This is a genomic window from Thalassobius vesicularis, assembly GCF_004799325.1.
Classification (GTDB): domain Bacteria; phylum Pseudomonadota; class Alphaproteobacteria; order Rhodobacterales; family Rhodobacteraceae; genus Thalassobius; species Thalassobius vesicularis.
Genome location: NZ_SSMD01000002.1, coordinates 449,818 through 462,806, shown reverse-complemented (window position 1 = coordinate 462,806; position 12,989 = coordinate 449,818). Strand labels below are relative to the sequence as shown.

General features: G+C 59.9%; 11 protein-coding genes and 1 tRNA gene. 4 read left to right on the top strand and 8 right to left on the bottom strand.

Going from position 1 to position 12,989, the window contains the following annotated elements; translation table 11 throughout:
- Positions 1-321 precede the first annotated feature (321 nt).
- From E7681_RS06105 to E7681_RS06090, 4 genes are all read left to right on the top strand, one after another.
- On the top strand, positions 322-1,011 hold the full coding sequence (locus tag E7681_RS06105) for a TVP38/TMEM64 family protein (RefSeq protein WP_136338472.1): 690 nt from the start codon (positions 322-324) through the stop codon (positions 1,009-1,011).
- Entirely contained in the window at positions 1,011-2,423 is a 1,413-nt protein-coding gene (locus E7681_RS06100) for a dihydrolipoyl dehydrogenase family protein (RefSeq protein ID WP_136338375.1), read from the top strand. The genes E7681_RS06105 and E7681_RS06100 overlap by 1 nt, the downstream gene beginning before the upstream one ends.
- Before the next feature lie 18 nt (positions 2,424-2,441).
- Positions 2,442-3,827, top strand: coding sequence for a sensor histidine kinase (locus tag E7681_RS06095; RefSeq protein WP_136338374.1), 1,386 nt, complete (start codon positions 2,442-2,444; stop codon positions 3,825-3,827).
- A gap of 95 nt (positions 3,828-3,922) precedes the next feature.
- Positions 3,923-3,999 (top strand) — tRNA-Arg (locus E7681_RS06090).
- Between the two features lie 200 nt (positions 4,000-4,199).
- Here the strand turns inward: E7681_RS06090 and E7681_RS19260 are convergent.
- The 8 genes from E7681_RS19260 to E7681_RS06050 form a co-directional block, all read right to left on the bottom strand.
- Positions 4,200-4,649: a helix-turn-helix domain-containing protein gene (locus E7681_RS19260; RefSeq protein WP_281277649.1), complete on the bottom strand. Its 450-nt coding sequence runs from the start codon at positions 4,647-4,649 to the stop codon at positions 4,200-4,202.
- Positions 4,650-4,707: 58 nt separating this feature from the next.
- Positions 4,708-6,159 (bottom strand): S1C family serine protease, encoded by a 1,452-nt coding sequence (locus E7681_RS06080; RefSeq protein WP_246032419.1) that lies wholly within the window; start codon positions 6,157-6,159, stop codon positions 4,708-4,710.
- Between the two features lie 185 nt (positions 6,160-6,344).
- Positions 6,345-6,800 carry a helix-turn-helix domain-containing protein gene (locus E7681_RS06075; protein ID WP_136338372.1) on the bottom strand — a complete coding sequence of 152 codons (456 nt, stop codon included), beginning with the start codon at positions 6,798-6,800 and terminating at the stop codon, positions 6,345-6,347.
- A 264-nt stretch (positions 6,801-7,064) separates the two neighbouring features.
- A complete protein-coding gene (locus tag E7681_RS06070; RefSeq protein WP_136338371.1) occupies positions 7,065-7,379 on the bottom strand; it encodes a winged helix domain-containing protein in 315 nt (104 codons plus the stop codon).
- A 98-nt stretch (positions 7,380-7,477) separates the two neighbouring features.
- Positions 7,478-7,663 carry a helix-turn-helix transcriptional regulator gene (locus E7681_RS06065; RefSeq protein WP_136338370.1) on the bottom strand — a complete coding sequence of 62 codons (186 nt, stop codon included), beginning with the start codon at positions 7,661-7,663 and terminating at the stop codon, positions 7,478-7,480.
- Between the two features lie 103 nt (positions 7,664-7,766).
- Positions 7,767-8,567 carry a hypothetical protein gene (locus tag E7681_RS06060; protein ID WP_136338369.1) on the bottom strand — a complete coding sequence of 267 codons (801 nt, stop codon included), beginning with the start codon at positions 8,565-8,567 and terminating at the stop codon, positions 7,767-7,769.
- Positions 8,568-9,860: a tyrosine-type recombinase/integrase gene (locus E7681_RS06055; protein ID WP_136338368.1), complete on the bottom strand. Its 1,293-nt coding sequence runs from the start codon at positions 9,858-9,860 to the stop codon at positions 8,568-8,570.
- 536 nt (positions 9,861-10,396) lie between these two features.
- The gene (locus E7681_RS06050; RefSeq protein WP_168733163.1) at positions 10,397-12,922 is read right to left on the bottom strand and encodes a calcium-binding protein; all 2,526 of its coding nucleotides are present in this window, start codon (positions 12,920-12,922) and stop codon (positions 10,397-10,399) included.
- Between the last annotated feature and the right edge of the window lie 67 nt (positions 12,923-12,989).

Genomic DNA, 12,989 nt, shown 5'->3' with positions numbered 1-12,989 from the left:
TCCAAATCAACTGTGGTCATCATTGGGGCAGGCGATCGGATTCGCCGGACCCAGGTATTCGAAGCCCGGTCTATAGGGGGGGCTTTTTCAGAAGTCAAATGCCCATGGCCAGTTTTGCAACAAAAATGCTGCGGTTTTCGTGCGCGAATGTTTCAGTCGACGAATTGGGCCTGAAAAAACGTTACGTGAGCGGTCACCGGCGATCAACCCGGCGTGAACGGGCTATCATCTGACCGGGCCTGCGCGCATCTTGGCCGCACCGAAGAAGGGGAGACTGCCGTGCAAGAGGGACGGATTTCGCAACGCCGGGGCTGGGCCCGGATGCTGCCGCTGGCGGTGATTCTGGCCGTGGCGCTGGTGGGCGGCTACCTGCTGCGCGACGTGCTGGGGTTCGAGGCGCTGCGGGACAACCGGCAGGCCCTGCTGGCGTTCCGCGATCAGCATTACGCGCTGACGGTGCTGGCCTTCATGGCGGCCTATGTGGCGATCGTGGCGTTCTCATTGCCCGGTGCGCTGGTGGCGACGCTGACGGGCGGGTTCCTGTTCGGCACCTTTCCGGGCGTGCTGTTCAACGTCTCGGCGGCGACCATCGGGGCGGTGGGCATCTTTCTGGCCGCGCGCTGGGGGCTGGGTGAACGCCTTGCCGCCCGGATGGAGGCAGGCCACGGCGCCGTCAAACGCATCAAGGACGGCATCGACGAAAACCAGTGGTCCATGCTGTTCCTGATCCGTCTGGTGCCGGCCGTGCCGTTCTTCGTGGCCAACCTGGTGCCGGCGATGGTGGGGGTGCCGCTGGGGCGCTTCGTGGTCTCGACCTTTCTGGGGATCATTCCGGGCGGGCTGGTCTACACCTCGGTCGGGGCGGGGCTGGGCGAGGTCTTTGCCCGTGGCGAGACGCCGAACCTGGGACTGATCTTTGAGCCGCGCATCCTGCTGCCCATTCTGGGCCTGTGCGCGCTGGCGGCGCTGCCGATCGTAATCAAGGCCACCCGTGGCCGGAAAGGACTGTAATGGCTCAGATCAAGACGGATCTGCTGGTGATCGGCGCGGGCTCGGGCGGGTTGTCCGTGGCCGCCGGGGCCGTCCAGATGGGCGCCGATGTGACCCTGCTGGAGGGGCACAAGATGGGCGGCGATTGCCTGAACTACGGCTGCGTGCCGTCCAAGGCGCTGCTGGCGGCGGGTCATGCGGCCCATGCGATGACGGCGGGCGCGGCGATGGGGATCACACCCGTGGCCCCGCAGGTGGATTATGCGGCGGCCAAGGATCATGTGGCCGCCGTGATCGCCCGGATCGCCCCCGTGGACAGCCAGGAACGGTTCGAAGGGCTGGGCGTGCGGGTGATCCGCGAGTTCGGCCGCTTCACCGGGCCGCGCACCGTGCAGGCGGGCGAGGATACCATCACCGCGCGGCGGATCGTGATCGCGACGGGCTCCTCGCCCTTGGTGCCGCCGATTCCGGGGCTGGCGGATGTGCCCTACCTGACCAACGAAACCCTGTTCGATCTGCGCGAAAAGCCCGGGCACCTGCTGATCATCGGCGGCGGCCCCATCGGGATGGAGATGGCGCAGGCGCATGTCCGGCTGGGTTGCAAGGTCACCGTGATCGAGGGCGCGAAGGCGCTGGGCAAGGATGACCCGGAACTGGCCGCCATCGCGCTGGCGGCGCTGCGGGACGAGGGCGTCGAGATCGTCGAGGGCGCTTTGGCCGAGCGTATCAGTGCGGAAAACGGGATCACCGTGCAGACCTCCAAGGGTGCTTTCACCGGCTCGCACCTGCTGGTCGCGGTGGGGCGCAAACCGAATATCGAGCAGCTGAATCTGGACGCCGCCGGCATCGCCCATACCCGCGCCGGGATCACGGTGGACGGGCGCCTGCGGACCTCGAACCGCAAGGTCTATGCCATCGGCGACGTGGCGGGCGGGCTGCAATTCACCCATGTCGCGGGCTATCACGCCGGGCTGATCATCCGCGAGGCGCTGTTCGGCCTGCCCGCGCGCGTGAACACCGCGCATATCCCATGGGCCACCTATACCGACCCCGAGATCGCTCAGGTCGGCCTGACCGAAGCGCAGGCGCGCGAGCAATACGGCGACAAGCTGGAGGTCGCCCGGTTCGACTATCACCACAACGACCGCGCCATCGCCACGCGCCAGACCCGTGGCCTGATCAAGGTGATGGTGGTCAAGGGGCGGCCCGTCGGGGCCTCGATCGTTGGCCATCAGGCGGGCGAATTGATCGCCACATGGTCGCTGGCTATCGCCAACGGGGTCAAAATGGCAGGGATTTCAGCGATGATTGCCCCCTATCCGACCATCGCAGAGCTTAACAAGCGGGCGGCGGGTGCCTATTTCTCTCCGAAACTGTTTGATAACATGACGGTCAAACGGGTGGTGCGGCTGGTGCAACGCTGGCTGCCCTGACCCCGTGACGGAGCGCCGATGCTGAATACCCTTTCGGGCCGATTCCTGATCCTGACGGTCATCTTCGTGATGCTGGCCGAGGTGCTGATCTTTGTCCCCTCGATCGCCCGCTTCCGCGAGGATTACCTGCTGTCGCGCCTGGAACGGGCGCAGATCGCCTCGCTGGCCTTGCTGGCGGACGACATGATCTCGCCTGATCTGGAGGAAGAGCTGCTGCGCAACGCCGAGGTGTTCAACGTCGTGCTGCGCCGGAACGAGGCGCGGCAGCTGATGCTGTCCTCTCCGCTACCGATGCCGATCCACGCGACGTTCGACCTGCGCAACGCCCCCCCGTTCGAGCTGATCCGCGACGCCATGATGGAGCTGTTCGACCCCGAGCCGCACGTCATCCGAGTCATCGGCAACCCCGTGCGCGAGGCCGGTCTGCTGATCGAGATCACGATGGAAACCGCGCCGCTGCGCATGGCGATGATCGACTATGGCTTGCGCATCCTGCTGCTGTCTGCGGTGATCTCGGCCTTCACGGCGGTGCTGTTGTTCCTGGCCGTGCGGGTGTTCCTGGTCAAACCGATCAAGGGCGTGGTGCGGCACATGCAGAACTATGCCGCCAACCCCGAGGACGCCCGGCGCATCATCCAGCCGACCTCGGGCCTGCGCGAGCTGCGCGAGGCCGAAGAGGCGCTGGCGACCATGCAGACTCAGCTGACCGGCGCGCTGAAGCAAAAGGAACGCCTGGCGCAGCTGGGCGGGGCGGTGGCCAAGGTCAGCCACGATCTGCGCAACATGCTGACCAGCGCGCAGCTGTTCACCGACCGGATCGAGATGTCCGAGGATCCCGGCGTCAAACGTCTGGCGCCGAAGCTGGTGAACTCGATCACCCGCGCCGTGCATCTGTGCGAATCCACGCTGGCCTTTGGTAAGGCCGAGGAACCGGCGCCCCGCCTGTCGCGCGTCTACCTGGCCGATATCGTCAGCGACGTGGTGGACAGCGAACGCCTGTCGGTGGGCGAGCACGATATCTCCTTCGCCGAGGACGTCCCCGGCACCCTGCAAGTGCGCGCCGATGCCGAGCAGCTGTACCGCGTGATTTTCAACCTGGTGCGCAATGCCCGGCAGGCGATCGCGCAATCGGGCGAGGCGGGCGAAATCTCGATCCACGCCGAGGAAGACGAGTCGCGCTGGCTGATCCGAATCTCGGATACCGGCCCCGGCCTGCCGAAAAAGGCCCGCGAACACCTGTTCACCCCGTTCCAGGGCGGCGCCACCAAGGGCGGCAGCGGGCTGGGGCTGGCCATCGCGCAGGAACTGATCCGCGGCCACGGCGGCGCTTTGCGGCTGGTCCATACCGGGGCTGAGGGCACCTCGTTTGAGATTTCTTTGCCCAAAGGTGTGGCGGGTCAGTAAAATAAGGGGCCTGCGAGGGGGCGAAAAAACTTCTGCAAAAACTGTTACTTTTGCCCTTGCAAGTATCCGCAGCAGAGTCTAAACCCCGCCTCCACGGACTGGTAGCTCAGTTGGATAGAGTACTTGACTACGAATCAAGGGGTCGGGGGTTCGAATCCTCCCCAGTCCGCCACTTACCCCTGAAAAGATTGAATAAATCGTCCAACTGAGACGCGTACCCGCCAAAAATCCCGCCTAAGAATTTGCGCTTAGATGGGGTGATGTTGGGTAGGGCGTCTCCGTGAATTAGCTGCTGGTGGACGCGCTTTCCAATTTGGTGTGCTCTGTCGGTTTCTTTCCTGCTTGCTGGATAGAGAATGCAAAGAGCGGCCTCTAAAGGTCCAAGTTCTTCGACGCTGTGCGTAACGCCCAGCGAAGTTTCTGCGCTTCGGAAATTCGCCTGCGCCCTTCTTGTGTTCTAGGCCCCGTACTAGCGCCACCATGAAATTTGCAACGCTTCCTTCCTGGCATTGCTTTGGCTTGGCATGGAGCGCCTTTTCGGGTCTTTGCGCCGCAAAGGTGTTTAGTTTGAGGACGGCTTGTTGTTGCTAAGACCCCATCACGTGCGCGCGTAGTGTTCCGAAAAACCCCCAAGCCAAATCGCGGAGCAACCTGAATGCCCAGTGCGGCCAATATCAATCGTGGTCCGTAGGCAAAAGGCCGAACAGTTGGTTTTCTCTCCCAATACTTGACGGTGTCAGGGTGCAAGCCCGCCAGCCTAGCTAGTGAAGAGCGCGAGAGACCATGGCTGTGCCTTAGTGAGCGAAGGCAATCGCCAGACATGCTTATGGGGTGAAGGTCTGACATTGGGGCCGTGAGCAATCTTTCTAACTGACGGACACTATTTGCACTCAATGAATACCGTGAACTGGCTCGCGATCCGCGCAAGCGCAACGGCTTCCATTGGTTCGTCACTGTCGCCCAAAAGTGGTTGAACTCCGTGTTGTGAGAGAAATAGTTTGGCAATCTCACCACGTACCGCAAAGTTCACATTCTGCGGGATGTCTCCGGTGACTTCCGACAGCTTTTTCGCATTCAGCTTCGCAACAACGACGCCCACAACTTCTCCGTCTCGCCCAACCACTGGTCCGCCTGAATTCCCAGGCTGAACTGGGGCGGAAATTTGCATTTGTGTTGCCTCACCTCGGAGGCCGGTGAGGGAAGAAATTGCACCACGCGTAACATTTAAACCGCCCAATAAGCCCGCATAGGGATAACCGACCACAGTCACGTCTGAATTCAGCAGAGCGGGGCTAGGTGAGAATTTGGCGGGTGCTTTACTTGCCGGTAGTTGGGTCAGCAGCAATGCTAGGTCAAAATCAGGTGAACTGCCCACCAGCTGCGAACGCTGTTTGTCGACAAAGATTTCGCGGCATCCATCTACAACGTGGGCGTTTGTTAGGACGTGGCCGGAAGTCGACACTACAAACCCCGATCCACTCCCTGTTGTTTCACGCTTTTCTGTGGGCTTTTTCTGACTGGCCTCTTCGTCTTTTTGGTTTTCGTCAAACCACCTGAAAAGATCCAAAATTGTCCGGTTCAAGTACCCATCTTTGGTTATGTCCAGTGGGGGTGTCCTGCCCACGACGATGCTTGATGAGACTGCTCCCAGCAGGTTTGCATCCTGCTTGTTGGCGTACAACATTACCGTCGACCACTTGCCATTCACAAAGTCTGATCGAGTGTAAAGTGCTTCTCCTGTGGGCTTGGTTGAGCTTGTAACGGCAAGCCCTTGCTTTCTGACGATATAGGGCTTGCCGTAACCTTCATGCCAATTTTCAGTGAAGCTGTGGATTGAGTTTGCGGCGTCCAAGTCCAACGCCCCGACGGAATATGAGAACGAATTTGTTCTATGCCGATAGTTGGCAAACCGTTCCGAAGGTGGATCAACGACTAGCTTCTTTGATGGTACGAGAAGGGAAATGCCAAGGTCGGGTAGGTATCTAAATTGCCAGCCGTCTCTATCGACCTTGTCAATCAGAGACAGGGCCAAAACTACCATATGCCAGTCTCTTGAAGCTTCGTTCAGTTCTCTCGCTGAAAACCGCGCCAAAGCTCTTTGACTTAACCGTCCCCATGCTCCGTCGAGGAGTCCTTGGTAGTCTCCTTCAAACGCAAGGGCGGCTTGAAGAAATCTTTTGTCCCCAACACTTAGGCGGCTGGCATCAAAGCCTTGCAAAAGATTGGCGTAGTCTTGGGCAATTGTGGGGTGTGGTAAAAACCAAGCTGCCAATATCAAGGCAAGAATTCGCGCAAAGCATTTCATTCTGGTACCCGTTTTCAACCAGCACATCTTTGCACACTACTAATCCGCCGATCAATCGGAACGTCTGTCTTTGGCTTGATGGTGATACGGAACGCCAAGGGAATACTCGCGATCCAGTCCCTATGGCTAGATGTAGATGTGGAACAATCACTGTGCCGTTCAGCAAAGGAAAACGGGCTATCACGTCACAATGCTTGTGACAGTAAGGCCATTTATTCATTGGTTTCGGCGTCAACTGGCACAATGGCTGTGCCACCTCGGCACCATGGCTGTGCGGGGGATTTTTTTTCTCGCCAGGAAATGAAACCTTTACGCGCTGGGCATTTGTCTGCGGTCGGAAGCTCATCCAGCGCCCAAACCGACGCTTTCCCAATACCCGACGGCCCAAGATAGGGCGCTTGGGTCAAGTGAATCAGCCCCCGGCGTTCAAGCTCTCTGAAGTATCCGCCAACGGAATTTCGGTGGACGTTGATAGCGGTTGCTGCGTCCCTGTGGCTGAGGATGATTTCCCCGTTGTTTGACCCGTTGTAGCGACGCTTAAGTTCGATGTAGAGCGCCCTAGGGCCGGGGGCGAGCGTCGCCCAGGCTTCGGATGCTTGTAGCCACTCGGACAACTGGACGTGACGCCCAGTTCCTTTCTTTTTGTATTTGTAGGGGCGCTTGTTCATTCAATCGCTCCGTTCACAAGCAGAGATAGCCACAGGCGCAAGGCGACAACTTGGCTAGGGCAACTGCCAAGAACTAGCAAAGCGCCGCCTGTGGCGCTCTCAGAGCCTGTACGGGCGTTGATCTGCCACCGCCCATTGTTTCGCGTTAGTTGGTAGCTGGGTAGTTGTCCCACAGTCTGTCTCCTTCGATTTTATCTGCCCGGAGTCTCGCGCGGCTGTCAGTCGGCTCAAATGCACAGGCATATTTGCCCAAGTTCTGCCCGATCAGTTCCCGTCGCTGCGTGTCTGAAATACAGGTTGGATCAGGCAATCCAGCCACCAGCGTTTGTGCTTGCCGGGGTGTTCGCCCTTGTGGGTTTCCCATTCGTCGCGGATCGGGATGCCGTGAACATGCTTGGCGGTGTAGATGTACGCGGCCCAGCGCGGCCCTAGGGCTTCGCGCCCTGTGCGGCCTTCCGGTCCTGCCTTGCGCAGTTCTTCAACCGCCCAGCGGACACGGCCATTAAGAATTTCGGTCCGGGTGTCCCCGTTGGCGTCGGTGATTTCGTAGGGGATCGGCCCCCATTTTTTGGATGACATGATTTAGTCCTTTGACGTTGTGCCAGAGGACGGGCGGGGCTAGTTTGTGAATGTGAGATTTTGCCCTCGGCCCCGTCCAGAAATGGCGGGGCTTTCCTTTAGGCAGGATTGGCCCGGTTGCGTTCCCAGGCTTCAATTTCGGACAGCTTCCACCGCGAACATTGCGGCGACAGCTTCACAGGGCGGGGAAAGGTGGCGTCTGTCTTTGCCCAGCGCCACGGCGTTGAGCGGTGAACGCCATAGCGGGCGGCAAGATGTGTGTCTGCTAGATAAGTTTCAGCCATGCGAAGCACTCCAATCGGTTGCAATTAGGAGCATACTGACGCGTCAAAATGGGCTTTGGAACACAGGCAGAACTAGCAAAAGGGAAATCGGGATTTGAGTTGGTTATGCATTACTTTTGCCATCCGTACGCATCTTCAAACCACGTTTGATCGTGTAGATGCTGACGCTTTGTCGCAACGCTTTGGATACCATTTGCTCCACAGTGGCCCATGTGATTCCTAACGCGCCGTGTCCGTTCGGGAAAAGTGCTGTATATACATCTGCTGCCTCTTCTTGCTTTCTTGGGCGGCCGATAGGGGCGGTAATTTCCTCAACTTCATGGGGCCAGCTGAACATTGACGATAGAATTTTTTGTATTCTGTCCACATCTTCGTTGCGGATGCAGACTGACCATCCGTCAAAAGGCGCGGCTGTTCGTGACAATTTACGAACAGCGTCGGCATCTGGGAACGATTGGATTTCCGTTTCAGACGGAACCACGATGCACCCCGTCTGAATATCAAAGATGTAGTATGTGGATTTGCCAGATAGGATTTCTTCGGCGGTTTTTTTCTTGGCGATGTTCACAAGCCCTGCATCAGTTAGGGGCCACTCGAATTCAAACCAGTGCAGCATTTCCTGCGAAAGAAAAAATGTCGGAGACGCCTGCATTGTAGTTCCCGATGGGGCTGAGAGGTACAAAGGTACAGGCTGGCGTTGTAATAAATTGCTAACTAGCCACTCGATTAGGAGCATTCGAGACCGCAGAGCAAATTCGAGAAAATCTCTATCAAACATATCCTTTCCGGTTGGATCATTTTCCGCGACCCAAGGTAAGGCGCATTCTCGAAAAAACCTATCGCCGCGTTCTTGGCACCATTGGAGAGCATAATTGATAGGGGAAAATCCCTCTGGTGCATACATTTAGACTATCCTCACAACTTTGGCTCCGGCCTTGCTGGTTCCGGTCAAATAATCCGCCCAAGCTGCCATCATCGCACGGCGTTTCTCAATCATGTCGCCCCGCCGATATGCCGCCTCTACGGCGTTGCTGACCTTGTGGGCCAAAGCCACCTCGGCCATGTCACCCGGGAAATGAGTGCGCTCGGCCACCCAATCGCGGAACGTGCTGCGTAGGCCATGAGGTACAGCGGGGCGCTTGCTGACGCGATCCACGAAGCCCAAGCCCCCGTCGGCCACGTCTGCCTTGTGAATGCGCTTCATGGTCGCGCTCAGGGTCATGTCGGACAACTGCCCGCCGCGCTGGGCGGGGAATACCAGAGTGTTGTCTGGAAACCGGGGTAGAGCCGCTAGAAGCGCCATTGTTTCATTGCTCAGGGCAACGCGGTGCTCGCGTTCTTTCTTCATCCGGCCTGCCGGAATGGTCCAAACCCCGGCGTCCAGGTCGATTTCATCCCACTGTGCGCCGCGCACTTCTTGCGACCGTGCAGCGGTCAGGGCGGCGAATTCCAAAGCTCTTGCGCCCATGCCGTCTCGGTCGCGGATTGCCGCGAACCAACGCGGAGCGTCGTCTATTTGAATGGCGGGTTGGTTGTCCTGCTTTGCTATCCGGTCAGGTGCGGGCAGAAGCTCTTTCAGGTTTCCGGCCCAGCGGGCGGGGTTGTCTCCTGTCCGGTGTCCGGCAACGGTTGCCCAAGATAGAACCGCCTCAATTCGGCCCCGCAGGCGCTTGGCGGTTTCGGTCTTGGTGCGCCAGATTGGTTCTAACACCCTCAGAACGTCTTGAACGGTGATTTCGTCCACCAGCATGTTCCGCAGATCAGGCATGGCGTAGGTGTTCAGGGTGTTGCGCCACTGGTCGCGGTGCTTTGCGTTCTTGAAGGCGTCCAGCTTCGCAGCAAGACACCTGTCAACGGCGTCTGCAAACGTCAGCCCTCTGCGCTGGGCGGTTTCCAGTGCGGCCCGTGTTGCTTTGCGTTCTTCGACGGGATCAATGCCGCTTCGGATTTTGTCTTTGGTATCACGCGCTCTGTCGCGCGCTTGGGCTAGTGTCACGTCTGGGAAGCCGCCTAGACCGATTTCCCGGCGCTTGCCTCCTACGCTTGCCCGCAGAAGCCAAGAGCGGCCTCCATTGGGTGTAAGTTGCATCAGCAGACCGGACACCCCACCTACCGCAATCGTTATGTTGCCCCCTTTGCCAGGGTGCTGCATCCGTTTCACTTCCAGCGCAGAAAGCTCTTTGGCAACTCGCGGCATTTTTACCCACCATCTTACCCGCCTAAAAATATGTGACGTGTTGCGACAGGTTGCAATGGGTCAAGTCTAAGATGCTTAATAAAATATCGTAAAATAACGGAAATTTTCGATTTGCGGCGCTGGGGTGCAACGTGATATTGGCGGTTCCCCAGTCCGCCACTTTCCCCTGAAAAGATTGAATAAATCGTCCAACTGAGACGCATGCTGGCCAGCGCGCCCGACTGTTCTTATGCATTTTGGCATGGGTTTGAACCGGGGCGGCTGACCCACATGGGGCTGTAAGCCTGAAAGGGTGTTCAAAAGAATTCCGGACTCCGGTCCATGACCCGGCTGAGCTGCGACAGGATGTTCGCCGCCTTGCCGGGATCGGGAAGGCTAGGCCGCGCAGCCGGGCGATCCGCCGGTTCCTGCGGCCGGTGTCCTGCCAGAAGCTGTCGTACGATTTTCACTGAAAAATGTACAATTCCGGGATGGAATAAAAAGAACCGAAGCGGCGCGGGCCGCTTCGGTTTCGTTTTTCGGGCCGATCAGACCGGTCAGGTCATGAACAGCGCGCCCTCCAGCGCGACCAGATCGGTCACCCCCTGAACGATCAGCACTTCGCCGCCGTCGAAGTTGAAGACGGTGTTGCCCCAGGCCGTGACGGTCGCGAACTGGGCGATCACCTCGGCTGCGGTCAAGGTGCCATAGCCGTGATCCGTCCACAGGGCAGTCACCAGCTCGATCATGTCGTTGTCGGCAAAGGTCAGGTCGGTGATGATGGCCGTGTCCTCGCCCGGCTGGAACAGGAAGAAGTCCGCGCCGGAACCGCCGGTCAGGGTGTCGGTGCCCGACCCGCCCCAAAGCCAGTCGTCACCAGCCCCGCCGCGCAGCACGTCGTTGCCTTGCTCGCCCAGCAGGTTGTCCATGTCGGCCCCGCCATCGATCGTGTCATTGCCCCAACCGCCGATCATGTAGTCGTTGCCGTTGGTGCCATACAGCACGTCATTGCCGCCGCCGCCATGCACGATGTCGTCGCCGTCGCCAGCCCAGACCGTGTCATTGCCTTCGCCACCGTTGACGAAGTCGCTGCCCAGACCGCCATAGATCAGGTCGACACCGCTGCCGCCCCAAAGTTGGTCGTTGCCGGTGCCACCGCCGATGGTGTTCTGACCGGCGATGCCATAGATGATGTCGTCGTCATCCATGCCCCACAGCTGGTCGTTTCCGGCGCCACCGCCGAGGGTGTCATTGCCGGCTCCGCCATACAGCAGGTCGTTGCCGCCCTCGCCATACAGCAGGTCGTTGCCCGCGCCGCCGCCGATCTGGTCGTCGCCGTTGCCGCCCCAGGCGGTATCGTCGCCGGTATCGGCCCAGATCTGATCGTTGCCGTCCAAGCCGTGCAGCTCGTCGTTCTCGGTGCCGGCATAGATCGTGTCGGCATCCGAGCCGCCCCAGATCGTGTCGCTGCCCGCGCCGCCGCCAAGGATGTTGGCGCCGCTGACACCGAAGATGTAGTCGTTGCCGTTGCCGCCCCAGATCTGATCATTGCCAGCCCCGGCACCCAGGGTGTCGTTGCCGTCTTCGCCCAGCAGAACGTCATTGCCAGCGCCACCGGCCAGGTTGTCATTGCCCAGACCGCCGCGCAGGGTGTCGTTGCCGTCGCCGCCGTTCAGCACGTCGTCGCCGTCTTCGCCCTCCAGCACGTCATTGCCATAGCTGCCGTCCAGCAAGTCGTTGCCGCCGCCGCCATACAGGGTGTCATTGCCCCAGTTGCCCCAGATCGTGTCGTTTCCGGCCCCGCCGACGCCGATGTCATGGCCGCCCAGCAGGTCGACCGAGCCACCGGAATCGTCCAGCGCGATCACGTCGTCGCCCCAGGTCGGGGTGCCGTTCAGTTCGGGCACCAGGAAGGTGCGGGTGTAGATGCCCTCGGTGCCGCCATTGTCGCCCTGGCTGTACCAGGTGACGATGATCTCGCCGTTCAGGCCCATTTCAGCCCGCGGGCGGATCTGCCAGCCAAGGATGCTGGAGTCGACCATCTGGGCCGGACCGACCGCGGTGCCATCGGCCGCGTACCGCTGGGCGTAGATGTCAAAGCGGTTCGGCGACCAATAGTCATCGACCGTGTAAATGGACAGGAATCCTCCGTCCGGCAGGGCGACCAGTTCGTAATCGCCCAAGGCGCCGCCACCGGGTTGCAGGGGGGTTTCGCTGCCGACCATGGTGCCATCGGCGCCATAGACCTGCAGGTGAGCCGACGGCCAGAAGGTCCAGGCGATCACGTAGCCGCCACCCTCGAGCGCGCAAATGCGCGGCAGACCTTCGCTGCTATCAGTGACAGAGGGCGCAATGCGCTGATCGCCGACCGTGTTGCCCTGATCGTCGAAAATCTGCATCAGCACGCCGTTATAGGCGCCGTCCACGCCGGTTCCGTCCTGCCAGACCACGACGAAGCCGCCGCCATCCAGCGCCACGACCTGCCCATAGCTCTGCCAGCCACTGGCCAGCGAGTTGACCTGTGCCGAGGCGCGCAGGGTGGTTCCGTCGGCCTCGTAGATACGCATGTCCAGATTGGCGTCATTGGTGAAAACCACCACGATCGCGCCATCCGACAGCGTGGTCAGAGAGCCATCATGTTCCCAGCTGGAGGTCACGACAAACCCCGAGTCGCTGACCTGATATGCCTCGACATAGGCGTCGCCCAGCGGGGTGCCGTCGGCTGCGTAATGGCGCATCATCAGGTTGCGGCCGGTGTTGTAGCCCGAGTTGTACTCGACCACCGTCCAGGTCACGGTAAAGCCGCCATCGGCCCGCCAGGTGACATCGGGGTTCCACTGAGCCATCTCGTTGTCGCCCGGATCCAGCACCGGGGTGCTGATCTCGAAGGCCGCGCCCAGCGGCTGGCCATTCGCGCCAACCACGCAGCCCCAGACCTCGGACGCGCCGGTGTCGGGCTCGTTATCCCAGACAACCACATAGTTGCCATTCGTCAGACGCGTTACGTTCAGCGCCTCGGAAAACGACCCAACGATGTCGCCGTTCGGGCCTTCGATCAAAACGTCACTCGTCAGAGGAAACATGAAAGTACTCGGCATAATAATATCCCCCTCTTCAATGACTGCATCCATTGCAGTTGGGGGTATTGTA

What these genes read in the sequence shown, in the direction of transcription:
- E7681_RS06105 (WP_136338472.1), top strand. Translation starts at nt 322, where the DNA reads ATGCTGCCGCTGGCGGTGATTCTGGCCGTGGCGCTGGTGGGCGGCTAC.
- E7681_RS06100 (WP_136338375.1), top strand. Translation starts at nt 1,011, where the DNA reads ATGGCTCAGATCAAGACGGATCTGCTGGTGATCGGCGCGGGCTCGGGC.
- E7681_RS06095 (WP_136338374.1), top strand. Translation starts at nt 2,442, where the DNA reads ATGCTGAATACCCTTTCGGGCCGATTCCTGATCCTGACGGTCATCTTC.
- E7681_RS19260 (WP_281277649.1), bottom strand. Translation starts at nt 4,649, where the DNA reads ATGTCTGGCGATTGCCTTCGCTCACTAAGGCACAGCCATGGTCTCTCG.
- E7681_RS06080 (WP_246032419.1), bottom strand. Translation starts at nt 6,159, where the DNA reads ATGTGCTGGTTGAAAACGGGTACCAGAATGAAATGCTTTGCGCGAATT.
- E7681_RS06075 (WP_136338372.1), bottom strand. Translation starts at nt 6,800, where the DNA reads ATGAACAAGCGCCCCTACAAATACAAAAAGAAAGGAACTGGGCGTCAC.
- E7681_RS06070 (WP_136338371.1), bottom strand. Translation starts at nt 7,379, where the DNA reads ATGTCATCCAAAAAATGGGGGCCGATCCCCTACGAAATCACCGACGCC.
- E7681_RS06065 (WP_136338370.1), bottom strand. Translation starts at nt 7,663, where the DNA reads ATGGCTGAAACTTATCTAGCAGACACACATCTTGCCGCCCGCTATGGC.
- E7681_RS06060 (WP_136338369.1), bottom strand. Translation starts at nt 8,567, where the DNA reads ATGTATGCACCAGAGGGATTTTCCCCTATCAATTATGCTCTCCAATGG.
- E7681_RS06055 (WP_136338368.1), bottom strand. Translation starts at nt 9,860, where the DNA reads ATGCCGCGAGTTGCCAAAGAGCTTTCTGCGCTGGAAGTGAAACGGATG.
- E7681_RS06050 (WP_168733163.1), bottom strand. Translation starts at nt 12,922, where the DNA reads ATGTTTCCTCTGACGAGTGACGTTTTGATCGAAGGCCCGAACGGCGAC.